The 21585-nt window shown below is 68.6% G+C and carries 18 protein-coding genes; 10 read left to right on the top strand and 8 right to left on the bottom strand.

Annotated features, from left to right (window positions below):
• Positions 1-18: 18 nt before the first annotated feature.
• Together DB31_RS40170 and DB31_RS40165 are read left to right on the top strand one after the other, a co-directional pair.
• Positions 19-1539 (top strand): sensor histidine kinase, encoded by a 1521-nt coding sequence (locus DB31_RS40170; RefSeq protein ID WP_044198389.1) that lies wholly within the window; start codon positions 19-21, stop codon positions 1537-1539.
• Positions 1536-2225, top strand: coding sequence for a response regulator transcription factor (locus DB31_RS40165; RefSeq protein ID WP_044198387.1), 690 nt, complete (start codon positions 1536-1538; stop codon positions 2223-2225). The genes DB31_RS40170 and DB31_RS40165 overlap by 4 nt, the downstream gene beginning before the upstream one ends.
• A 10-nt stretch (positions 2226-2235) precedes the next feature.
• On the opposite strand, the gene DB31_RS40160 is transcribed toward DB31_RS40165, so the two are convergent.
• Entirely contained in the window at positions 2236-2940 is a 705-nt protein-coding gene (locus DB31_RS40160; protein ID WP_044198386.1) for a class I SAM-dependent methyltransferase, read from the bottom strand.
• A 196-nt stretch (positions 2941-3136) separates the two neighbouring features.
• Between DB31_RS40160 and DB31_RS40155 the strand changes: the two genes are divergently transcribed.
• Complete coding sequence (locus DB31_RS40155; protein WP_044198383.1) at positions 3137-4777, top strand: ligand-binding sensor domain-containing protein; 1641 nt, start codon at positions 3137-3139, stop codon at positions 4775-4777.
• A 75-nt stretch (positions 4778-4852) separates the two neighbouring features.
• On the opposite strand, the gene DB31_RS40150 is transcribed toward DB31_RS40155, so the two are convergent.
• From DB31_RS40150 to DB31_RS40140, 3 genes are all read right to left on the bottom strand, one after another.
• Positions 4853-5155 (bottom strand): hypothetical protein, encoded by a 303-nt coding sequence (locus DB31_RS40150; RefSeq protein ID WP_044198382.1) that lies wholly within the window; start codon positions 5153-5155, stop codon positions 4853-4855.
• A 99-nt stretch (positions 5156-5254) separates the two neighbouring features.
• Positions 5255-7948 carry an amidohydrolase family protein gene (locus tag DB31_RS40145; RefSeq protein WP_044198380.1) on the bottom strand — a complete coding sequence of 898 codons (2694 nt, stop codon included), beginning with the start codon at positions 7946-7948 and terminating at the stop codon, positions 5255-5257.
• A 105-nt stretch (positions 7949-8053) separates the two neighbouring features.
• Positions 8054-9268 (bottom strand): MFS transporter, encoded by a 1215-nt coding sequence (locus DB31_RS40140; RefSeq protein WP_044198377.1) that lies wholly within the window; start codon positions 9266-9268, stop codon positions 8054-8056.
• A 171-nt stretch (positions 9269-9439) separates the two neighbouring features.
• On the opposite strand from DB31_RS40140, the gene DB31_RS40135 reads away from it, so the two are divergent.
• The gene (locus DB31_RS40135) at positions 9440-10804 is read left to right on the top strand and encodes a sigma 54-interacting transcriptional regulator (RefSeq protein ID WP_044198374.1); all 1365 of its coding nucleotides are present in this window, start codon (positions 9440-9442) and stop codon (positions 10802-10804) included.
• Between the two features lie 29 nt (positions 10805-10833).
• Positions 10834-11478: a DUF3332 domain-containing protein gene (locus DB31_RS40130; protein ID WP_044198372.1), complete on the top strand. Its 645-nt coding sequence runs from the start codon at positions 10834-10836 to the stop codon at positions 11476-11478.
• A gap of 18 nt (positions 11479-11496) precedes the next feature.
• On the opposite strand, the gene DB31_RS40125 is transcribed toward DB31_RS40130, so the two are convergent.
• The 4 genes from DB31_RS40125 to DB31_RS40110 are packed head-to-tail and all read right to left on the bottom strand — an operon-like array spanning position 11497 to position 17348.
• The gene (locus DB31_RS40125) at positions 11497-12564 is read right to left on the bottom strand and encodes an NADH:flavin oxidoreductase/NADH oxidase (protein WP_044198370.1); all 1068 of its coding nucleotides are present in this window, start codon (positions 12562-12564) and stop codon (positions 11497-11499) included.
• 13 nt (positions 12565-12577) lie between these two features.
• Positions 12578-15490 (bottom strand): WD40/YVTN/BNR-like repeat-containing protein, encoded by a 2913-nt coding sequence (locus tag DB31_RS40120; RefSeq protein ID WP_044198369.1) that lies wholly within the window; start codon positions 15488-15490, stop codon positions 12578-12580.
• A gap of 20 nt (positions 15491-15510) precedes the next feature.
• A complete protein-coding gene (locus DB31_RS40115; protein ID WP_044198456.1) occupies positions 15511-16023 on the bottom strand; it encodes a hypothetical protein in 513 nt (170 codons plus the stop codon).
• Between the two features lie 14 nt (positions 16024-16037).
• Complete coding sequence (locus DB31_RS40110; protein ID WP_044198367.1) at positions 16038-17348, bottom strand: hypothetical protein; 1311 nt, start codon at positions 17346-17348, stop codon at positions 16038-16040.
• A 114-nt stretch (positions 17349-17462) separates the two neighbouring features.
• On the opposite strand from DB31_RS40110, the gene DB31_RS40105 reads away from it, so the two are divergent.
• The 5 genes from DB31_RS40105 to DB31_RS45710 form a co-directional block, all read left to right on the top strand.
• Positions 17463-18104, top strand: coding sequence for a gluconate 2-dehydrogenase subunit 3 family protein (locus DB31_RS40105; RefSeq protein WP_044198365.1), 642 nt, complete (start codon positions 17463-17465; stop codon positions 18102-18104).
• Positions 18101-19777, top strand: a complete 1677-nt coding sequence (locus DB31_RS40100; protein WP_044198363.1) for a GMC family oxidoreductase — start codon at positions 18101-18103, stop codon at positions 19775-19777. Before DB31_RS40105 ends, DB31_RS40100 begins: the two co-directional genes overlap by 4 nt.
• Entirely contained in the window at positions 19774-20367 is a 594-nt protein-coding gene (locus tag DB31_RS40095; protein WP_044198360.1) for a hypothetical protein, read from the top strand. The genes DB31_RS40100 and DB31_RS40095 overlap by 4 nt, the downstream gene beginning before the upstream one ends.
• Before the next feature lie 254 nt (positions 20368-20621).
• Complete coding sequence (locus DB31_RS40090) at positions 20622-20915, top strand: hypothetical protein (RefSeq protein ID WP_157232398.1); 294 nt, start codon at positions 20622-20624, stop codon at positions 20913-20915.
• Positions 20916-21169: 254 nt separating this feature from the next.
• The coding region (locus DB31_RS45710) for a hypothetical protein (RefSeq protein WP_205628650.1) at positions 21170-21585 on the top strand (416 nt) is incomplete at its 3' end.

Here is a 21585-nt window from a genome sequence, read left to right as displayed (position 1 = left end):
GAGTAAAGGAAGAGGGACGTGTCTCGCGCTTCCACCCCGATCGTCTTGAGCTTCCGGCGCACGTTCGCGCTGCTCATCCTGCTGGTCGTGCTCCCGTCGGCGGGGCTGTCCGGGTTCGGGGTGGTGGCCATCATCAACGAGCGCGCAGCGGTGGAGAAGCGGCTGGAGGCGGCCTGGCACGGGACGCTCGAGGCGCTGGCGGAGGAGCTGCCCCAGGAGCTGCGACAGACGCGCTTCGAGGAGCGGGGCGGCACGCTGGTGCTGGTGACGCCCGAGGCGCAGGTGCTCTCCGAGCTGCCCTTTCAGGTGCGCGGGGGCGCGGTGGAGTCCGCGAATGCGGCACTCTCGGCGACGTTGGCCTCGGTGCTGACGGACCTGACAAACCTGCCGGCTGAGCGCACCTTCTTCTCGCTCGTGGTGGGCGGACAGCCACGCCTCATCGCCACCGAGCGCACGGGCGATGCGGTGCACGGCGTGCAGCTCTCCGATGCGAAGGTGGAGGCGCTGGTGGCAGCGCGGGCGGATCGCTACGTCGCGTCTCCGGAGCCCGTGCGCTTCGCCCTGCTGCCGGTGCCACGAGAGGCGGGTGAGGGCCTGGTGAACCGGCTCATGTCCGAGGTGGTGCAGGCGCGGGCCAACGCACTGGGGCCGCCGGTGCTGGCCGAGCGGGTGCTGTCTCCACCGCTGCAGGACTTCCGGCTGGTGGTGCTGCCCACGGGTGAGGATCCAGTGGCGCGGGCCTCCACGCGCAACCGGGTGGTGTACGCAGTGCTGCTGGTGCTGTTCTACCTGACGCTGACGTGGGGCGTGGTGTACACGGGCCGCACGCTGTACCGCGAGGCGAAGCTGTCTCGGATGAAGACAGACTTCGTGTCGCTGGTGAGCCATGAGCTGCGCACGCCCCTCACCTCCATCCGCATGTTCATCGAGACGCTGGCGCTGGGGCGGCTGAAGGATCCAGCGCAGACGCAGGAGGTGCTCCAGTTGCTCACGCGGGAGACGGAGCGGCTGTCCTCGCTCATCGAGCGGGTGCTGGACTGGGCACGCATCGAGAGCGGGCGCAAGGAGTACCACCTCGAGCAGCTGCAGGTGTCTCATCTGGTGGAGGAGGCAGTGGCGGCCTTCCGGGCGCAGCGGCTGGACAGCGGCGTGGAGCTGAAGGTGGAGGTGCCCACGAGCCTGCCGCCGGTGGAGGCGGACCGGCACGCGGTGGCGGGGGCGCTGCTCAACCTGTTGCAGAACGCCTACAAGTACAGCGGGCAGGACAAGCGCATCACCGTCTCGGCCCAGGCAGAGGGCAAGTGGGTGGGCCTGTCGGTGGAGGACAACGGCGTGGGGATTGCTCCCAGGGAGCGCAAGCGCATCTTCGAGCGCTTCTATCGAGTGGATAACCTGCTGACGCGCAAGACGGACGGAAGCGGGTTGGGGCTCGCCATCACCAAGCGCATCATCGAGGCGCACGGCGGACGCATCCTGGTGCAGAGTGAGGTGGGCAAGGGCAGCCGCTTCACCCTCCAGCTTCCGGTGGGCAAGGCATGAGCGAGAAGTCGCAGCGCATCCTGGTGGTCGAGGATGACCTGGCCATCCTCACGGGGCTGTCCATGAACCTGCGCATCGAGGGCTACGAGGTGCTGCAGGCCCAGGATGGGCGCACCGGGCTGGCCAAGGCGATGGACGAGGCGCCGGACCTGATGGTGCTGGACATCATGCTGCCGGAGCTCAACGGCTACGAGCTGCTCAAGGAGCTGCGACGCCGGGGCCGGGACACGCCGGTGGTGATGCTCTCCGCCAAGGGCCAGGAGATGGACAAGATTCTCGGCCTGAACCTGGGCGCGGATGACTATGTGGCGAAGCCGTTCGGGCTGCAGGAGCTGCTGGCGCGCATCAAGGCGGTGCTGCGCCGGCGCTATCCGCTCACGGGCACGCCGCCCGTCACCTTCGGAGATGTGGAGGTGGAGCTGGTGTCGCGGACGGTGTCGCGGGCGGGCAAGCCGGTGGAGCTGACGGCGCAGGAGTTCAAGCTGCTGGCGCACTTCCTGGCGCACCCGGGGCGCACGTTCACGCGCGAGGAGTTGCTGTCGGGCGCGTGGGGCTTCGACTACGAGGGCAGCGCCCGGACGGTGGACAACTTCGTGCGCCAGCTGCGGCTCAAGTTCGAGCCGGATCCCGAGGACCCGCGACACTTCCTCACGGTCCGCGGCCTGGGCTACCGGTTCGATCGCTGAGGACTGCGGCTCACAGCGTCGCCACGCCGATCTGCCGCGAGTCCTGCAAGTCGAACGGCTTGCCGTCGAAGCGACCATAGCGCTCGTGCAGCGACAGCCCGCAGTGGGATAGCGCCTCGTCCAGTTCCTCGGGCGCGAAGTGACGCAGCTTCAGCCGGCGGATGGGTGCGGTGCCTCCGGGCGGTCTGCGCTCGCGCAGGTGCCGGGCGAACAGCGGACGGCGCGGCTCCAGCGGCTCGCGCGGCGCGTGCTCGTCGTCGTCGTCGCGGATGATGGCCTCGCGCGGCGGGTTCAGCACGTCGAAGATGAACGTCCCTCCGGGCGCCAGGTGGTGGCACACCGTGGCCATGAAGGCGTCCAGATCATCCAGCGTCGACATCAGCCCCAGCGCATGCTGCGGCGCGAGCACCAACGGGAAGCGCTCCGCCAGCCGCAGCGCCCGTACGTCCGAGACGATGAAACGCACGCGGGCGGAGACCTCGGCCGACTCGGAAGAGCGGCGCTCCTCGGCGGAACGGATCATCACCTCGGAAGGGTCTACGCCCACCGCCTCGAAGCCATGCCCGGCCAGCGACCAGGGGACCCGCCCATTCGCGGCTCCCAGCACCAGCACCGGCCCACCGCGCTCACCGGCTCGCTGCATGTAGAAATGGAGATCCGGCTCCTGGGCCACCAAGGACAAGGGCGTGCGGCCGCGGACGTCGTTCCCGCTCATACCCCAGGGCGTAGCACGGTTTGGGGGTTGACCGGGACAGTCGCCTGCACTGCGTGGGAAGTGCCTTACCCACCGCCTGTCCAGCAACGGACGCCCCACCCTCCTTCCGTGAGGGGTCGCGTTGGCACTGTCCTTGCCAGGGAAGACAGGGGAATGGGTGTCTCCGACATCTGTCTTCATCTGGGGTGAGGGGCTTATGAGGGGTGTATGGCGGTGGGCAGGGGCGCTGGTAGCGGCAAGTCTCGTGTGGTCGACGGGCTGCACCAGTGAGACGAGCAAGCGCGATGTGTCGGAAAAAGGAAATCCGGGGTTGGACGATCCCCCTGTGGTGGAGAATCCAGGGCCGCAGACGCCGCCTGTGACGAACCCGCCGCCGGAGACTCCCACCACGGGCAATCCGGATCCGGAAACACCTCCAAACGAGGAGCCGGAGCAGCCGCCGCCTCCGCCGCCTCCGCCCGCTCCGCCTCCCATCATCGTCCCGCCTCCCACCACGGAAGGCTGGACTTTCTACGGGGTGAACGAGGGCGGACCGCAGAAGGTCTACGGGGTGTCGGCCGATGCCTCCGGCAACCTCTGGGTGGCCGGTGGCGAGGAGGGCCTCTTCGTGCTCCGGTCCGGTGAAGCGCGCTTCCGGCGCTACACCCTGGAGGACGGGCTGCGCCCCTATGGCTACATGCCGGATGGCGGCACGCCGCCGGGCCCCAAGTACCTCAAGGTCATCTCCGTGGCGGGTGGGCCGGCCAACACCGTCTTCGTCGGCTACGAGGGCATGCCCGGCGACGGCGACGACCACTGCGAGGCCAACTGGGATGGATCCCACCCGGATCCCGCCCGCTACAAGAGCGGTGATGCGGACAAGGTGATGCTGATGCCGGATGGCACCATCGATACGGTGCACTACGACATCTTCTCCGGACCCGAGATCGTCCGGGACGAGCCGCGCGGCCGCGAGAAGCTCTGCAGCATTCTGCGCATTGCCTATGACGCGCGGACGCACAGCGTGTGGTTCGGAGGCAACCACGGCTTCGCCTGGGGCGACGCGAACATCGATCCGCGTCCCGCGTGCAACGGACAGCTCAACTGCGGCGTCTTCGAGCACGTCCACCCCGCGCTCAATGCGTGGGTCTACTCGAACGAGCGAGAAGACCGGGAGCGCTACCCGAATGATCCGTCGCAGTGGCGCGTGCACAACGCGCTGCTCACGGACGCGTACTACGGCGTCGGGGTGGATCCGAGTGGCGACGTGTGGTTCGGCGGCTCGGATCGCACCACCCGGTTCCGCTACGTCACCAGCACCGGCAGCATGGAGAACCCGGACTACTTCCAGGCCCAGGTGATGACGGAGGACACGCCCTACGCCTGGAACCGCTTGGACATCTGGCCGGATGCCGTCGGCGAGCCGAACATGCCCCGGCCCGAGGAGCGCACCTCGGACCATGTCTCCGGCATCGCGGTGACGAAGGACGGCAGCGTGTGGGTGGGCTCCTTCTCTCGCGGGCTGGCGCAGCTGACGCCCGAGGGACAGGTGGTGCGCCGGCTGAGCACAGAGCTGGCGGATCGCCGAGGCCTGGTGTCCTCGGTGGCCGCAGACCCGATCAATGGCAGCATCTGGGCGGGTGCGAGCTGGGGCGGCGGTGTCAGCCGGGTGAAGGACAACACCGTGGCGCACTACGGGGTGCCGGTGTTCGGAGTGGAGTTGGCCAACTCGCGCATCTCCGACATCCAGATCGATATGTCGGGCAGCAAGCGCCGCGTCCTCGTGGGCTTCATGGGTTACGAGCGCAGCGACAAGCGCTGGGTGACGGGCTCCATCGGCGTCTACGTGGGAGATTGACGCGCCAGGGTCCCCACGGCCTGGCGTGCAACCGCGGCCGCTCTCTTCGTGAGGGCGGCCGCGGCCTTTCTGGCCTCAGTTGCGGTGGTCGATCGGCATGATGGCCCGGACCGTCAACTCCTTGCGAAGATCCGCGTCCAGGTAGATCTCCACGTCCTGGACGGGCGAGACCACCGAGTACTTATTCAGGTCCGCACGGTCCTCGTGCACCGTGACGACCCCTTCCGTGGCCGTGGAGAGGATGTCGATCACGTGCTGCGTGTTGAGATGCGGAGCCTGGTTGAACAGGAACGCACCGCTGTTGTCGAAGTACACCTTCCGCGTCCTGGCCATCTCGCGAATGGTGCGAACCACCTCTTGCTTGGAAATGAAGATCATTGCCGGGCTCTCCTTGGGAAACACAGGCGTCGTCGCCCGAGGCACTGTGCTCCGCTGAACCCGGCCGGTCTGTACCACCGGAGCAGTACCGCCCCCGCCTCACTTCGGCAGGGTGCGGTGCTTCTCGAAGAGCGCCTGCTGCCGGCTGTTCAACGGCACCTGCTTACCCGCGAGCCACATGCCCAGCGGACGGCTCGAGGATTCCAGTGGATCTCCGTTCCACAGCACCAGATCCGCCACCGCTCCCGGAGCGACACGCCCGCCGTCCACCCCGAAGGCCTCCGCCACGTTCGAGGTGATGGCGCGCAACGCCTCCGTGTGCGGCAGGCCCCACGCCACCGCGTTACCCGCCTCCTGCGCCAGCGTGCGGACCTGGTGCGGCTCGCCCAGGGTGGAGAAGAGCACCTTCACCCCCGCCGCCCGGAGCAGCGCCGCCGCGTCCAACCGGCTGCTCAGTGCGTCGAAGTCCTTCGGCAGGTTCTGGGTCGGCAGGAGGATGACGGGCACCTTCGCCGCCGCGAGCTCCTTCGCCACCAGCCACGCCTCGTCCCCGCCCGCGAGGATCAGCTTGAGCCCGTACTCTCGTGCCAGCTCCAGCGCCGCGAGCAGATCCGACACCCGATCCGCGTACACCACCACCGGCAGCTTCTCGGACAGCACCTCCTGCAGTGCCTCCAGATCCAGCCGGCTCGCCGCCACGTGACGCATTCGGTTCTGCTCGAAGTCCGCCTTGCGCTTGCCGTACTCGCGGGCGTCGAAGAGCAGCTCGCGCAGGCGCTCGATCACCGCGGAGCGCGAACTGGACAGTGCGTCCCGGCCCGCGCCGCCCAGGTTGATGTGGAGCGCCAGCGGTGAGCGCCGGATGCTGCCGTCCGTGGCCACCCACGCGCTCTGCCCCGGAACCAACCCTCCCCCAGGCACCGCCGCCGCCGCCGTCACTCCGCCCAGCCGCGCCACCGGGAAGAGCGCAGAGGCCGGATTGATGGCGTCCGCCGCCCGCTGCGCCGCACGGATGGGCTCCTTCGCCGCCACATCACCGCGTGGCCCGTAGTCGAACGTGGACTCCTCCTGCAGCACCTCCGTCAGCCCCAGCCCTGAGAAGGACTCCATGAAGCCCGGCGTCAACAAGCGCCCCTTCCCTTCCACGCTTCGGCAGCCCGCGGGCAGCGTGCCCAGCGCTCCAGCCTGCACGCGCGTCACCTTCCCTCCCTCCACCACGACCGAGGCGTCCTTGAGCCACCCGGTGCCGGTAAAGACCGTGATGCCCTGGAAGGCCGTGCACGCCTCGGCGCTCACCGGGAGCCGCTCGGCACAGGCCGAGTCCTTCAGCGCGTCGCAGCGGACCGTCAGTCCCAGGTCCTGCAGCGCAGGCACTGCCGCTGGCTGCGCGACCAGCTTCGCCGCCGTGCCCGCGCGCTCGCCGACCTCGAAGTCGCTCGTGTCCACGGCACCCTGGGCCGCGTCAAAGGTGCTTACACCGTCGGCCCAGACGCGCTGCGCCCGCGCGTACACGCTCAGCGGGTGCCCCCTCCACAGGACCACGTCCGCCATCTTCCCCGGCTCCAGCGTGCCCGTCTTGTCATCCTCCCCCATCACCCACGCCGCGTTCAGCGTCACCCAGCGGAGGGCCTCCTCCTCGGGGATGGGGATGCCGGACTCGCGGGCGCGCCACATCGCCTTGCCCGCCTCCTGGTTCAGCCGCTGAATGCCGTACGCCGAGTCCGAGTGGATGACCGCCCGCCCACCCGCCTGCGACACGAGCCCCGCGTTCTCCGGGATGCCATCCCACGCCTCCAGCTTGAAGCCCCACCAGTCCGCCCAGGTGGCCACCGCTACGTGCTTCTCGGCCAGCATGTCGCGCAGCTTGTAGGCCTCCAGCGCGTGGTGGAAGGCGCGAACGGTGAAGCCGTTCTCCTCGGCCACCTGGAGCATCACCGCCATCTCGTCCGCACGGTAGCAGTGGTTCTGCACCAGGATGTTGCCGCGCAGCACCTCCGCCAGTGTCTCCAGCTTCAGGTCACGCATGGGCGGCGGGCCGGCCTCGTCCGGCTTCTTCTCCCGCTTCTTCTCCCAATCATCGATCTTGTTCAGGTAGTCGCGCGCCTGGGCGAAGGCTTGGCGATAGCCAGCCACGTTCCCCATGCGCGTGGAGGGCGTCGCCTTGCGATCCTGGCCGTAGACGCGGCGCGGGTTCTCGCCACAGGCCATCTTCAGCACGTCCTTGGCGCCCGGGAACCGCATCTCCGACGCCGTGCGGCCGAAGTGCAGCTTCACGGGGAAGCCGCGCCCGCCAATGAGGTTCGCGCTGCCCGGCAGCACCAGCATAGAGGTGATGCCGCCCGCAGCCGCGCGCCGGAGCCCGGGGTCCTGGGGCCAGAAGCTGTGCTCGGCGTCCACCTCGGCTGTGACAGGAGCAGTGGCCTCGTTGCCGTCATCGTTGGAGAAGCTCGACGGGGAGGCATAGACGCCCAGGTGGCTGTGAGCGTCGATGATGCCCGGAGTGACGTAGAGACCGGTGCCGTCGATCTCCTCGGCTCCTGGCGGGGTGGCTACCTCGGCGTTCTTGCCCACTGCGAGCAGCTTGCCGTCCGCGAAGGACACCGCGCCGTCCTCAATGGCGGGACCGGAGGCGGGCATCACCGTGGCGTGGCGGATGACCACCGCCTGGGGCTGGCGCCAGGTCCGCGTCGCCTCGGTGGGCGTCGGAGGAATAATCGGCGTGGCGGACAGCGACGGGGGTGGTGTGGGGGTTGCGCAGGAGAACAGCAGCGGAAGCAGAGCGAGGTAGCGCATGCGGCGCCCCCTTTACCACGCACGACCTCATGCTGCGCGCGGGCGGCGTGCGGGGTTCGTGGAACCTCAGCCGCGCTCACGGAGAGAGGGCCGCAGCCCACGAACTCAAGGCGCCCGGTCGGCCAAGGCGATGAGCCGCTCGTGCAGCACCAGCAGCATCAGGGCGCAGCAGGCAATCAGGGGCCCAATCACCTCGAGGCCGAAGCGCTCGCTCAAGATGCCCGCGAGGCTGGGCAGCACGGCCACGCCCAATGTCGCCGCGCTCACCTGGAAGCCCACCGCGTGCGGCGCAAGCTGCTCACCCATCCGCCGAGGCGTCTCCGCCATGAGCCCCGGATAAATCGAGGCCAGCGAGAACGACAGCAGCGGCAGTGCCACAACCCCCCAGGACGTCCCAGGAATGGCGAAGATCACCGCCGAGACGAGCGCGCCCACCGTCGCGAACCGCAGCATCCGCGCTTGCCCCACCCGCTCGACCACGAAGCCCAGCACGAGCCGCCCCGCCAACAACCCACCCCAATAGACCGCGACCCAGGTCCCCGCCGCCGCGCTGCCCAATCCGCGGCCCTCGGTGAGCAGTGTGTAGCTCCACTGGCCTGCGGAGACCTCGATCCCCGTATAGAAGAAGAAAATCACGATCTGCAGCCACACCCGCCCGCTGCGCAGCGCGGAGAACGTCCCGATGGGCTTGTCCTCCAGCGGCACGGGCCCCGTCCCCACAGGCGTATCCACCAGCACCTGCGCCGTGGGCTCTCCCCTCCCCCAGAGATTCCTCGTGGCGACGAAGGCCACCACCAAGGCTGCCAGGAGCCCCCCGACCACCCCATACCCCATCCGCCACGTGCCCCCTCGGCTCAGCACGGCCGTCATGATGGCCGGGCCCGCCGTGGCTCCCGCCGCATAGGCCGCGTGGAGCCAGGACATATGCTTCGGGCTGAAGTTGCGAGCCGCGTAGGTATTCAGCGCGGCATCGATGGCGCCCGAGCCAAACCCCATGAACGGCGTTACGAGGAGGATGATCAGGAAGGCCGGCGCCGCAGCGAACCCCAGCACCGCCGCGGCCACGGTCGCCGTGCTCGCCGCGAGCAGCAAGCCAATCCCCACACTCTGGATCAGCCTCCCCGCGAGCAACCCCGAGATGAAGTAGGCCGTCGCCGCGAGCGCCAGCGGCGCACCGAGCAGGGCCTGCGGCAGTTGGAAGCTGTCCCGCACCGAGGGCCACGCCACCCCCAGCACCGCATCCGGCAGGCCGAGGCTGATGAAAGCCAGGTAGGCGAGAGCCAAGAGGGCTGCGGGGGCGCGGGACGTCGGGCGGTTCATACACCCACCGAGGAGAAAGGAGCGCTGCCCCTATATAAGGAGCGAGGGGCTCCCGGAACCACGAACCCGCTCGCCTGCCCCGGAAGCAGGCCCAACGGCCCCCCCCCCGGACACTCCGAACCTCCGGGAAATCACCAACGGCCGGAAAGCCCACTAGAATCCCCGCCGTTCATGGCTCCCGTCCCCCCAGGCCCCATTCCTCTGCACACCCTCGTCGGCGTTCGGGCGCAGCCGGAGCGGCTCGCCGCGCAGCAGTTCCACCTCGTCCTGCTGGACACCGAGCGCGCGGGCACCGTGTACCCCCTCTCCGGCGAAGAACTCCGGATCGGCAAGGCCCCCGAGAACGACATCGTCATCGACCATCCCACCGTCAGCCGCAACCACCTCGTGGTCCGCCGCTACGGTGACCGGTTCCTCGTTCAGGACCTCGACTCCACCAACGGCACCTTCCTGGATGGCGCCCAGGTCCGCGAGGCCTACCTGCGCCCCGGCGCCCTGCTCGAGGTGGGCGATGTCCGCCTCCGCTTCAGCCCCCAGGTCGCCCCCGTCCAGATCGATCCCTCCGCCGAGGACCGGCTGGGGGACCTCGTCGGCCGCAGCGTCCCCATGCGGCAGATCTTCGCCCTGCTGCAGCGCATCTCCTCCACGGACTCCACCATCCTCCTCGTGGGCGAGACCGGCGTGGGCAAGGGCGCCGCCGCCAAGGCCATCCACAAGCTCTCCCCCCGCGCCACCGGGCCGCTCGTCGTCTTCGACTGTGCCTCCGTCTCCGACTCCCTCATCGAGAGCGAGCTGTTCGGCCACGAGAAGGGCGCCTTCACCGGCGCCGTGAGCCAGCGCATCGGCTGCCTCGAGCGCGCCCACGGCGGCACCCTCTTCCTCGATGAGATCGATGATCTCGCGCTGGACCTGCAGCCCAAGCTGCTGCGCGCCATCGAGGATCGCGAGTTCCGCCGGCTCGGCGCCTCCAGCCCCGTCTCCTTCGACGCCCGCATCGTCGTGGCCAGCAAGAAGGACCTGTGGGCGGAAACCCAGGCGGGCCGCTTCCGCGAGGACCTCTACTTCCGCCTCTCCGTCTTCACCGTGAGCCTGCCGCCCCTGCGCGACCGCAAGGAGGACATCCCCCTGCTGGTGGAAGCGTTCGCCGGCGAGGGGCTCTGGGGCCGGCTGCCGGAGAAGGTGCGCGAGCAGTTCCTCGGCCACACCTGGCCCGGCAACGTGCGCGAGCTGCGCAACGCCCTGGAGCGCGCCCGGCACATGGCGGACATCCCCGAGCTGGCCGGCGACGGGCTGCTGCGTGAGTTCACCCGTGAGACTCCGGCCTCCGAGGGGGACTCGCTGCCGGTGGAGTTCACCGGCCCGTTCAAGTCCTGCAAGGACGAGCTCATCCGCGCCTTCGAGCGCGAGTACCTCACGCGACTGCTCGGACGCACGAAAGGCAACATTGCCCGTGCCGCCCGGGAGGCAGAGCTGGACCGCAAGCACCTGTATTCCCTTCTGCACAAGTATGGGCTGGTGCAGAGTGAGGGCGACTGACCCGTCGTCCCTTGGAGGGGTATTCCCGTATGAAGCGTGCTTCCCGTCTGCTGGCGGTGCTGTGCGTGGCTTTCTTCTCGCTGCACGTGTCCGGGTGCTTCGGCCAGTTCGCCCTCACGCGCGCGATCTGGCAGTTCAACAAGAACGTCTCGCCCAACAAGTTCATCCAGTGGGCGGTGTTCCTGGTGATGGCCATCGTCCCCGTGTACGGCATCGGCACGCTGGTGGACGCGCTCGTCATCAACAGCATCGAGTTCTGGACCGGCTCCAACCCCGTGTCCGCCAGCGCGGACGCCCCGGACTCGCACACCCGCATCGTCCGCCTCAGCCCCGAGGAGACGCTGCGCCTCACGCGGGATGACGCCTCGGGAGTCATGAAGGTGGAGGTGGAGCGCGCGGGCCAGGCTCCCATGGTCCGCTACTTCGAGCTGCTCGAGAACGGCATGGCCGTCCGCGACGAGAGCGGCGCGCTCGTGCTCCAGGCTCAGGGCGAGCTGGATGGCGCCATCTCCGTGACGGACGCCGTCGGCAACACCGTGGCGCTGCACTCGGCCGAGGCCGTGGCCCAGGCGCGGCAGATGCTCCTGGACAACGGCGCCGAGGGCCTCGCGCAGTACGCCCGGACCCAGGTGTCCCCGGTCTCCCAGGGCCTGGCCCAGGTCTGCGTGCAGTAGCCGGAGCCCTCGCTCCGCTCAGTCCTTCGCCCGCGCGTACTGCTGAGGCCACTTCGCATCGGCCCGCAGCTCACGCGCGGCGCGCAGGGGCCAGTACGGATCCCTCAGCAGCTCGCGCGCCAGGACGACCAGGTCCGCCTGCTCCGTCCGCAGGATGTGCTCGGCCTGGAACGCGGAGCGGATGAGGCCGACCGCGGCCGTGGGAACCCCCGCCTCGCGCCGGACGCGCTCGGCGAAGACCGTCTGGTAGCCCGGCCCCGCCGGAATCTTCACCCCCGGCGCGATGCCTCCCGTGGAGCAGTCGATGAGGTCGGCTCCGTCCTGCGCCAGCAGCTTCGCCAGCGCCACCGAGTCCTCGGCCGTCCAGCCGCCCTCGACCCAATCCGTGGAGGAGATGCGCACCAGGAGCGGCAGCTGCTCGGGCCAGCGCGCGCGCACCGCTTGCACCACCTCGCGCACCAGCCGCACGCGGTTGTCGAAGGTGCCGCCGTAGCGATCCTGGCGCTGGTTCGACAGCGGGGAGAGGAACTCGTGCAGCAGATAGCCGTGCGCGGCGTGGAGTTCCACCGCTCGGAAGCCTGCGGCGTGGGCGCGCCCTGCGGCCTCGGCGAAGGCCTTGACCACACGGGCAATCCCCGCCTCATCGAGCGCCTCGGGCTGCGGATAGCTGTCCGAGAACCGCACGGGGCTCGGCGCCACGGGCGTCCAGCCTCCCTGGGCTGGCGGAACGAGGCCATCACCCTCCCAAGGCCGCAGCGTCGAGGCCTTGCGCCCAGCGTGCGCCAGCTGGATGCCCGCCACCGCGCCATGCTGATCGATGAAGCGCGTGATGCGCGCCAGCGGAGCAATGTGCTCGTCCTTCCACAGCCCCAGATCCTGCGGAGAGATGCGGCCCTCGGGCACCACTGCGGTGGCCTCGAAGAGGATGAGCCCCGCCCCTCCCACGGCCCGGCTTCCCAGGTGGACGAAGTGCCAGTCGTTCGCGAAGCCGTCCTCGCTCGAGTACTGGCACATGGGGGAGACGACAATCCGGTTGCGCAGCGTCAGGCCCCGCAACGAATAGGGGGTGAAGAGGAGACTGCTCATGGGTCCTCCAGGCTCATTGCCCGCCAGTGAAGCTGTAGTAGGGACCGATCGAGAGACGGTTGCCCGTGGTGTCGAACGGATCGTTGAAGAAGTCGTAGTCCGTACCGAGCACGGTCAACAGGGTATAGGGCCCTGCAGCGCCGCTCGTCGACTTCCAGAAGCCAATACCGGTCGAATCGCTTGTCTTGAGGTACACCGTACCGGAGTTCAGCCCAAAGCCCCGGCTCACGAGGATCTTCTTCTTCGATCCCACGACAGCGGGGGTCGGGTTCACCGGCGTGGCGCTGCTCCCCGTGTACACCACGAACGCGCCGTTGCGCTGGATGACGAGCACCCGGTCCCCATCCCCCGCCACCACGCTCAGGCCTGGGGGAAACTGCTGCCAGCTCAGGCCCTGGTCGGCCGAGGTGTAGCCCCAGTCGACCGTGCCCACGGCGTACCAGACCGCTCCCGCGAGGCCGATCTCGGTCAGCGAGGTGGGAAGCGTGCCCGACATGGAGGTCCACGTGGCGCCAGCGTCGCTGGTCCGCAGCCTCGGGAGGATGACGCCCTGCGCAGGCAGCGCGGGGTTGAAGATCGGCCCTGCGAGCAGCACGGGGAGCAGCGTCACCGTGTCTCCGCCATCGATCGAGCGGCAGAGGTACGCCTGCGTCGGAGAGACCGGATCGACACAGGAGAAGAACAGCGCGAGCTCGCTCCCGGAGATCGTGTGGGCCAGCACAGGCCCCGCTGGAATCCGCTGCCAGCTCTGCCCGCCGTCCCGGCTGCGCAAGCCTCCCGCGTAGAGCTCCCCCTCATGGCCGGGCCTGGGATCGAAGATCACCCGGCGTCCCTGCTCCGCGACCGAGGCCACCAGGCTCTGCATCCAGCCTCCCCCAGGTGCGCGCACCTCGAACAGGACCTTCCCGCTGTCAATGGTGAGGACGCTCACCTCCTGGTGCGCCAGCAGACGTCCATCCGGCAGCCACAGCAGGCTGAACGGCGGGAACGTGAGGGGCTCGGACACCATCGCGCTCGGAGTGCCCAGATCGATGCGGCCCAAGCCGTCCGGCATCGCCAGCCCAATGGCCAGCCGGCCGTCCGAGGCCACCGCCATCGAGAGCGCCTGTCCGCCATTCTGGGACAGGTAACCCGAGTCCGTGAAGTTCACGTGGTCGGCGCTCGTCTGCACCTGGTTGCGGTAGAGCGCATAGAGCACCCCACCCGGTCCGTAGGTCACCCCCCCCGCGGGGGAGTAGACCCGCTGGTTGAGGCTGCTCGCCCACGGCCACCCATTCCCCTGACGCACCAGCGTGGCCCCTCCATCCGAGGAGACGAAGATGCCGTGGGTGCTCACCGCCGCCAGCTTGAGCGGATCCGTCGGGTGGGCGGCCAGATCGATCACGCTGCCCGCCATCCGCGTGTTGATCACCTCGGCACAACCACCCCCAGGTGCGAGCTTCATGAGGACACCTGTCCCGGAGTCCACCACGTACACGGTCCCATCGGCCGCGCGCACCGCATCCGACAGCCCCGTGCCGCCCGCTCCAGGAACCAGCCACGGAGCCAGCCCACAGCGCACGCGCCCCCAGAACAGCGCGGGCTCGCCCGGGTCGAACAGATCCGGGCCGGGAGTGTGGGACTCCGACACGATCCACGGGTTCGTCAGATCCGCCGTGGAGATGGGGTCGCGCATCCGCCAGCCCTGCAGCAGCAACCGGCCCTGCCGATCCAACCTCAAGCCGGGCAGCCGGATGAACGACTCGCCCTGCCACTCCAGGGGCGTGCGCCACACGGACTGCCGGGCGGGCACCGCCACCGTCACCGCCGCCGTGGCCCCCTTGTCCTCGGGGCCGTACCAGGCGCGCAGCCGGTACTGGAATGTCCTCGGCGTCCGGACGTAGTCCCGGAACTCGAGCTCGTCGGTGGCCTGGGGCGCGAAGAGCGAGTCGACCACGTTCCAGGTGGCGCCGTCCTCGCTGCGCTCCAGGTCGACACGGAAGCCGCCCGCTCCCACCGAGGCCCGGAGGAGCGCTCCGGAGCCCAGGAACTGCCGGGAGATGTTGGGCCCGGTGAAGGGCTCGGCGCGCGTGAGCGCCAGCCCCGGAGGAGGAGGGGCCCCCGCCACCGCGCACCGCTCCACCGTGTTCTGGTCCTCGATGCCGTCGCGATCCACCACGCGCATGACGAGGCACCACGTCCGGCCCGGCGTCAGCCCGGTCACTCGGACAATCCCCCGTCCCATCACCCACGCTCGCTCGAAGTTCTGCCCGCCCGGCGTCTCGGAGACGTACACCTTGTAGAACGGCTCCAGGTAGATCTGTGTCACGGCCCGCGAGGTGAACGCACCTTCGGTGACGTCGATGCCTCCCTCGGTGGTGTTGGTGGTGGCGCTGGCGATGCCATCGAACAGCGGCCCCGGAGGTCCGCCGCCCGCCAGGGTGGCCGCCCACAGGTTGAAGAAGGGCACCGGCAGGCTCCAGTTCCCCGCGCTGCCCGAGAGATCTCCCTGCAGCCCCCAGGAGGTGCCCGCCTCGCTGGAGTACATGGCCCGGTACCGTGCGCCGCCCGTCGGGGCCGCGTACGGCATGATGAGGGTGGCCGCCTGATTCAACGGCTGGCCCCCGGGCAGAAGCTGCACCACGAGCCCATCGACGGGATCTCCGCCGTACCGGGCCGGCACGTTCGTCAGCAGCCGGGCAGTGACGCGCAGCCCATCCCGGGCGGCATGCGCGGGAATCAGCACCCGCGCCGAGCCAATCACCAGCTCGAGCGGCGCGTCCCCAATCACCCCACTCGCTTCCGCGAGCACCGTGCCCACGGGGGGCGTCGTGGGGTCCACTCCTGCATCCGGCACCGGAGGATCCGGCGGGTCCTCGGGGGTGGGCTTGCAGGCCCACCCTCCCATCCAGAGACAGGCCAGCAGCAGCCACCCTCGGTGACGCATCCTTCACTCCTCTCGGGGGTTCACGGCAGCGGGAGGGGCTCCGGCCCGAAGCCCGCATCCAGGGCGAGCCCAGCGAAGCGGCCCTCCAGGCTGCGGCCCGAGCCGTAGTCTCCTCCCTTCTTGAAGGACATGGAGAAGTTGCCGCGCGTGGGCTGGTCGATGCCCCCGCCCTCGTCGATCTCCAGGTCTCCCTTGTCCACCTCGGCGAAGACGCGCGCGGGTTCACCCGCAGCCAGGTGAACCACCGTGGCCCGGAGCCGCCCGAGGTCCGTCTTGCCCGCCAGGTTCACCTTGCTGCCGGGCTTCAGCTCGAGCCCCTCGGTGGCCACCGAGAGGCGCGCCACCAGGTCCACGTCCAGGCCGTTATTGCGGTAGTAGCTCACCTGGAGTGCCTCTTCGTTGCGCAGCACCTCCACGCGAGACACCTCCAGCGAGAACAGCTCTTCCACGCTGCCCGACAACGAGTTGGAGCCGCCGCAGCCCAGCAGCCCCCACCCCACCAGCAGCCCCGAGAGCCTCAGCAACTTCCGCATCGGGCTCCGCTCCTTCATTGCTCCACCGCGAGCTTCAGCGCGCCGGTGAACGGATGCCGGTATGCGATCACCCGCTGGCCCGTGGACAGGTACGCCATCTTCGGAGACCAGCCGCCCTCGCTGTCCACCAGCACCTCGCGCCAGTTGCCCTCGACGCGGGTCGTCACTCGAAGCTCGTCATCGTTCGGGCTGCACCCGCCCTCGTTGGCGCCCGCCGAGTTCGAGCAGATGTAGAACGCGATGGACGGATCATGCGTCGCCGGATCGATGGCCAGCGAGGGGTACCATCCACCGCTGCCCGCTTGGTACACCGGGTCCGGCGCCAGCCAGTCCGAGCCCACGGTGCACTGAGTGGCCGTGTTCCCCTTGCACTCGGTGAAGGTGAGCTTGCTGTCGGAGCGGTCCACCACAGCGATGCCGTAACCGAGCACCGGATCCCACGCCAGCGACGCGCCCCGCTGCGTGTTGCCCACCGCCTGCACCAGGTACTTCGTCGTCCACGTGCCATCCGCCTTCCGCCGCTGGAAGAGGACGTTTTGGCCCGTGCCATCCGCGCTGCCGAGCACCAGGTCGTACACCATCGCTGGCTGCCCGTTGGCCATCACCATGTTGATGTGGCCCCCGTGCCCCAGCTTGTCGTTGGCTCCCATCTGCACCATGCGCGCCGTCCAGCTGCCCGGGCCACCGATGGCGACCTCGACATCACTGCCGGCATAGTCACCCTGGGGGCCCTGGCCATTGTGCGCGTCCCGGTACGCCACGAACGCTTGCGTGCCGTTGAAGACGAGCGCCGGATTGATTCCCACCAGGAAGCCGTTATCGCTCACGTCATAACCGGTAGCGGCCTCGTTGCTCCTGCGCACCGCAACGCTCTCCGTCCACTGGTTGGCACCAGTGCGGAAGGCCACGGCCGTGTCACTCTGGAACCAGAAGGCGGACTGATCACTCCCGCCTCCCAGGTACGCCACCGCGGGCCGGCCGTTCGAGTCGAACGCGAGGGACAGCCCGTATACGCGCTGCACCGTCGCCACCTTCTCCGACGAAGACACCTGCCCACCCGACACCTGGATGTAGCGGATCTCGTAGTCGGGAGAGGTGGGGGTGACACGGAAGAAGTAGGCTACGCCCACCACATCGCCCGGACCGACGGCGAGCGACAGCGGCTGGAGATCACTCGCCGTCTCGTCCAGCGTGAGCTTCGTGAAGGGGGAGCTCGGGTTCGAACCCCCATCGGGCTTCACGCCCCCATCGGGCGTGGTGTCGTCGCCTCCCTTGCACGCCGTCAGGGCGAGCGTGAGGCACAGTGCCAGGAAATGCCGTCTCATGCGTTCTCCTTCGTGTCCGGCCAAGGCCCGTCATCCTATGCCAGCCCCGGGCGGCCAAGACGCCTGGAGATCGGTTTTGCAAAGGCGGAGGCCCGGCCTAGGCTTGTCCACCCTATGGCCCGCAAGCGATCCTCTCCGGGACGGCTCTCCCGGCGCTCCTTCATCCAGCGGCTCACCTTCTTCGGCGGCGGCGTGGTGCTGCTCGGCGCCGCCGCCTGCAAGCGCCCCGCTGAGGAGGCGCCCAAGCCCGTCACCGCCCCCCCCACGGGCACCTCGCCGCACGGCACGTTCAGCGCCCTGGAGCTCGCCACCGTGGCCGCCGCCTGCGAGCGCATCCTCCCCCGCGACGAGGACCCGGGCGCCAAGGACGCGAACGTCCCCGCCTACATCGACCTGATGCTGCAGACGCCCGAGCTCAAGCAGATGAAGTCCGACTTCCTCCAGGGCCTGTCGGCGCTGGAGCGGCGCTCGCGCAGCATGTTCAAGAAGGGCTTCGTGGACGCTTCCCCCGAGCAGCAGGACGAGCTGCTCGCCATCTTCAAGGACAGCGACGCGGGCTCCGGTGAGGCGCACTTCTTCGAGCTGCTCATGGTGCTGACACTGGAGGGCTTCCTGGGAGACCCCTCCTACGGCGGCAACCAAGGCCGGGTGGGCTGGCGCCTCGTGGGATTCGACACGGTGGGCACCGTGGCCATGGCCCCCCCTGAGGGCTACGACGGGCCCAAGTGCCTGCGTGAGTGCGGAGACCACCGATGACGAAGGACCCGGTGGACATCTGCATCATCGGCAGCGGCGCGGGCGGCGCTCCCATGGCGCTGGAGCTGGGCCGCGCGGGCTTCAAAGTCGTGGTGCTGGAGAAGGGCGCCCACTACCACCCGAAGGACTTCGTCCACGACGAGATCCTCAACAGCCGCCGCAACTTCTTCATGCCGCTGCCGTGGGAGGAGCCCCACCTCGTGCGCACCGGCCCCAGCGCTCGCTACGAGCGCACCAACTCCGCATGGACGGCCAACTGCGTGGGCGGCGGCACCGTGCACATGAGCGGCTACTTCTACCGGCTCAAGCCGGTGGACTTCCGCCTGCGCTCCACGCTGGGCAACGTGAAGGGCGCCAACCTCGCCGACTGGCCCCTCTCCTACGAGGAGTTCGCCCCCTTCTATGACAAGGCCGAGGCCGAGCTGGGCGTCTCCGGCGAGGCCCGCCCCCACCCCTTCGCCGAGCCCCGCAGCGGCCCCTTCCCGCTGCCTCCGCTCGACGTGCACCCGATCGCTCGGGAGATCGACCGGGTCTGCACGGAGATGAAGTGGCACCCGCTCACCACCGCGCGCGGCATCATCAGCAAGCCGTACCGGGGGCGCTCGGCGTGCGCGTACTGCGCGCTGTGCGGCAGCTACGGCTGCGAGATGGGCGCCAAGAGCGGCACCAACGCCAACCTCATCCCCGCCGCCCTCGCCACCGGCAATGTGGAGCTGCGCCCCAAGTGCATGGCCCGCTCCATCGAAGTGGACAAAGAGGGGCGCGCCAAGAGCGTCGTCTACCTGGACCCCGAGGGTGTGGAGCAGGAACAGCCCGCGAAGATCATCGTCGTCTCCTGCACCGCCGTGGAGAGCGCGCGGCTCTTGCTCAACTCCACCTCCAGCCGCTTCCCCAAGGGGCTGGCCAACGGCAACGGGCTGGTGGGCCAGAACCTCATGTTCAGCTCGTTCGGCGAGGCGCGCGCCACCTTCCGCCTCTCCAAGCAGAAGGCCTCGCGGCCCTGGCTCTCCGCGCCGGATCCGTTCGTCAACCGCAGCCTCCAGGACTTCTACCTGATGCCGGATGACCGCTTCGGCTTCCGCAAGGGCGGGACCCTGGGCTTCATGTGGACGCACCCCAACCCCATCTTCGCCGCCGTAGGCCTGGCGGGCTCCGGCAAGGAGGGCGTGTTCGGCAAGGCGCTCAAGGAGCGCATGCGCGAGTACCGCGACTCGCGCATCCTCCAGTTCGAGGTGTACGGCGAGTTCCTCGCCACCCCGGGCACCTACGTCACCGTGGAGCCCAATGTGAAGGACAAGTACGGCCTGCCCGTGGCTGCCATCACGATGGACCGCCACCCCATGGACTTCGCCGCCACGCGCTTCCTCGTGGAGCGCGGCGAGGAAGTGCTCATGCGCCTGGACCCGGATGACATGAAGCGCGTGGGCATCGCCGGGGAGACCACCATCCTCCAGCACGGCACCTGCCGCTTCGGAGCGGATCCGGCCACCTCCGTGCTCGACAAGGATTGCCGCGCCCACGAGGTGAACAACCTCTACGTGGTGGACGGCAGCTTCATGCCCAGCGCCGGCAGCGTCCCCTCCACCCTGACGATCGCCGCCAACAGCTTCCGCGTGGCCCACCACCTCGTCCGGAAGCTCAAGTCCCAGCCCAGCGGCTCAAGGCGGCCATGAATGACCCGCGCGAACAGGAACTCGTCGACCTTGTCCACCGCTACTACCCCTGCGGTCACTTCAATCCGGCAGATGGCTACAGACAGGAAGTCCCCTCCTACACCCAGACTCCGCAACACCAGCAATGGATGTTGGCCTGGAAACGCGCCATGGAGTGGCCGAAGTGGGACACCCTTCTAGAGGAGCTCGATAGCCAGCTTGGTGGAATAGGAGATGTCACCCAGCCCTACATGGCCGCGTGCCGCCGCTGCTCCAAGGCTGTCACGCTATCGCCGCCGGAGGGAGCACAGCGCATCAGCCGCGCAGTGGCTGCTGTGAGCGTTCTGGCTCCGCTCTACATCACATACTGCATCACGGACACTGACCCTCGCGCTCCCAACGTGCCTCACTTCACCTTCGACCCAACGGACGAAGTCAGGCCCTATACGGTCACGCTCGCACAGAGTATCGAACGCGTTCTGGGGTATCGGCCCTTCCCCACCCACCTCGCCAACGTTCGCATACCAGGACTCTTTGTCCCTCATGGCAGCGGTGAACAGGCCACGCTGCTTGACGCTCTCTTTGATAGGCAGCTCGACAACCTACCTTGAAGCTCCACCCCCAGAGGTTCGCCTTTCCTCTCGCGAGGCCTGTGCTCGCAGGGCTGTGTCTCGTGCTGCTGCTCATCGGGCAGGGATGCACCCACGGCCGCTCTCCTCTCAATCCCGTCACTGGGCGCATTACACCCGAGCACTTCCGGTTCAGGACGACCGTCAAACCCCCACGCGCCAAAGGGCAAGCGGGCGGATGGCGTGCCGTCTGCATCCACGCACAAATGACGCAGGGCGATTCAGGCGCCACCACCGTGTGCAAGTTCGAGGTAGGCCTCCCCGTCAGGAGCCTTCAAGGTGAAATTCTCTTGGAGGAGGCCCAAGCCGCCGCAGCGGATATGGCCAACCGCGCGGCCTTCCGCGTCCTCTCCGAAGCCCACCCTGGGGACATGCTCGCGGAGCTCTGCGGTCGCTTCAAAGTGACGTACGAACTCCTGCTTCAGGAGAGGTTCAAGGGGTCACGAATCGGCGAGTGCCGAAGCCTCGGCATTGAGACTGTTCCCTTTGGCGTCGTGCTTGAGCGCTCGGATGATCCACCCAAGGACTGAACTTCCATACGGCCCGGCTGTGATCTTTTGGCCGGGCTAAACAGATTTTCCGGAGAATTTCCGGGCACTTGGGACATTTTTTGATCGCGATCGAGCCGCCAAGCCTGCGTGTTCACAGGGCTTCTCAGGCTCTCGAATAAAAAATGTAGGCGTAGAAGCAACACATATCACCCCATGTACGAGAACAAGGGCGAAGGTTGCAGCGCAGCCTTCACCAACCACCGCTTCACCTACCTCTGTACTGGAGAATTCCCATGATCGGCGCTCCCAAGGGTCCTACCGGCGGCTTCGGCATCACCTCGCTCCCCCGCACTGCTCCCACCGAGGTCACCAAGGCGGTTCAGGATCTGAAGGGCGCCTTTGAGGGCCTGAAGAGCAACCCGCTCTTCCAGAAGCTCATGGGTGACAGCTTCGAGGGCAAGGGCGCGCACGGCGCGAAGCACGCGGGCAAGGCCGAGAAGGCCGAGGGCAAGGAGGCCACCTCCGAGGACTCTCTGAACAAGCTGGTCGAGGGCCTGAAGAAGTTCATCCAGCAGCTCGAGGAGATGCTCGGGAAGAAGGGCGCCAAGGGCGGCGAGGCCCCGGCGGCTGGCGGCGGTGAGGGCGCGGGCGGCGCCGGTGGCGCTGAGGGCGCGGGCGGTGGTGGCGGCGCCGGTGGCGCTGAGGCGGC

Origin of the sequence: Hyalangium minutum (genome assembly GCF_000737315.1) — a bacterium.
Classification (GTDB): Bacteria; Myxococcota; Myxococcia; order Myxococcales; family Myxococcaceae; genus Hyalangium; species Hyalangium minutum.
The sequence above is the reverse complement of the archived record's forward strand: the minus strand, read 5'-3'. Positions and strand labels throughout refer to the sequence as shown.

Coding starts and splice junctions, on each gene's coding strand:
- DB31_RS40100 (WP_044198363.1), top strand. CDS start 18,101: ATGACGAAGGACCCGGTGGACATCTGCATCATCGGCAGCGGCGCGGGC.
- DB31_RS40160 (WP_044198386.1), bottom strand. CDS start 2,940: ATGAGCGGGAACGACGTCCGCGGCCGCACGCCCTTGTCCTTGGTGGCC.
- DB31_RS40125 (WP_044198370.1), bottom strand. CDS start 12,564: ATGAGCAGTCTCCTCTTCACCCCCTATTCGTTGCGGGGCCTGACGCTG.
- DB31_RS40155 (WP_044198383.1), top strand. CDS start 3,137: ATGAGGGGTGTATGGCGGTGGGCAGGGGCGCTGGTAGCGGCAAGTCTC.
- DB31_RS40135 (WP_044198374.1), top strand. CDS start 9,440: ATGGCTCCCGTCCCCCCAGGCCCCATTCCTCTGCACACCCTCGTCGGC.
- DB31_RS40095 (WP_044198360.1), top strand. CDS start 19,774: ATGAATGACCCGCGCGAACAGGAACTCGTCGACCTTGTCCACCGCTAC.
- DB31_RS40120 (WP_044198369.1), bottom strand. CDS start 15,490: ATGCGTCACCGAGGGTGGCTGCTGCTGGCCTGTCTCTGGATGGGAGGG.
- DB31_RS40140 (WP_044198377.1), bottom strand. CDS start 9,268: ATGAACCGCCCGACGTCCCGCGCCCCCGCAGCCCTCTTGGCTCTCGCC.
- DB31_RS40110 (WP_044198367.1), bottom strand. CDS start 17,348: ATGAGACGGCATTTCCTGGCACTGTGCCTCACGCTCGCCCTGACGGCG.
- DB31_RS40130 (WP_044198372.1), top strand. CDS start 10,834: ATGAAGCGTGCTTCCCGTCTGCTGGCGGTGCTGTGCGTGGCTTTCTTC.
- DB31_RS40145 (WP_044198380.1), bottom strand. CDS start 7,948: ATGCGCTACCTCGCTCTGCTTCCGCTGCTGTTCTCCTGCGCAACCCCC.
- DB31_RS40115 (WP_044198456.1), bottom strand. CDS start 16,023: ATGCGGAAGTTGCTGAGGCTCTCGGGGCTGCTGGTGGGGTGGGGGCTG.
- DB31_RS40165 (WP_044198387.1), top strand. CDS start 1,536: ATGAGCGAGAAGTCGCAGCGCATCCTGGTGGTCGAGGATGACCTGGCC.
- DB31_RS40150 (WP_044198382.1), bottom strand. CDS start 5,155: ATGATCTTCATTTCCAAGCAAGAGGTGGTTCGCACCATTCGCGAGATG.
- DB31_RS40105 (WP_044198365.1), top strand. CDS start 17,463: ATGGCCCGCAAGCGATCCTCTCCGGGACGGCTCTCCCGGCGCTCCTTC.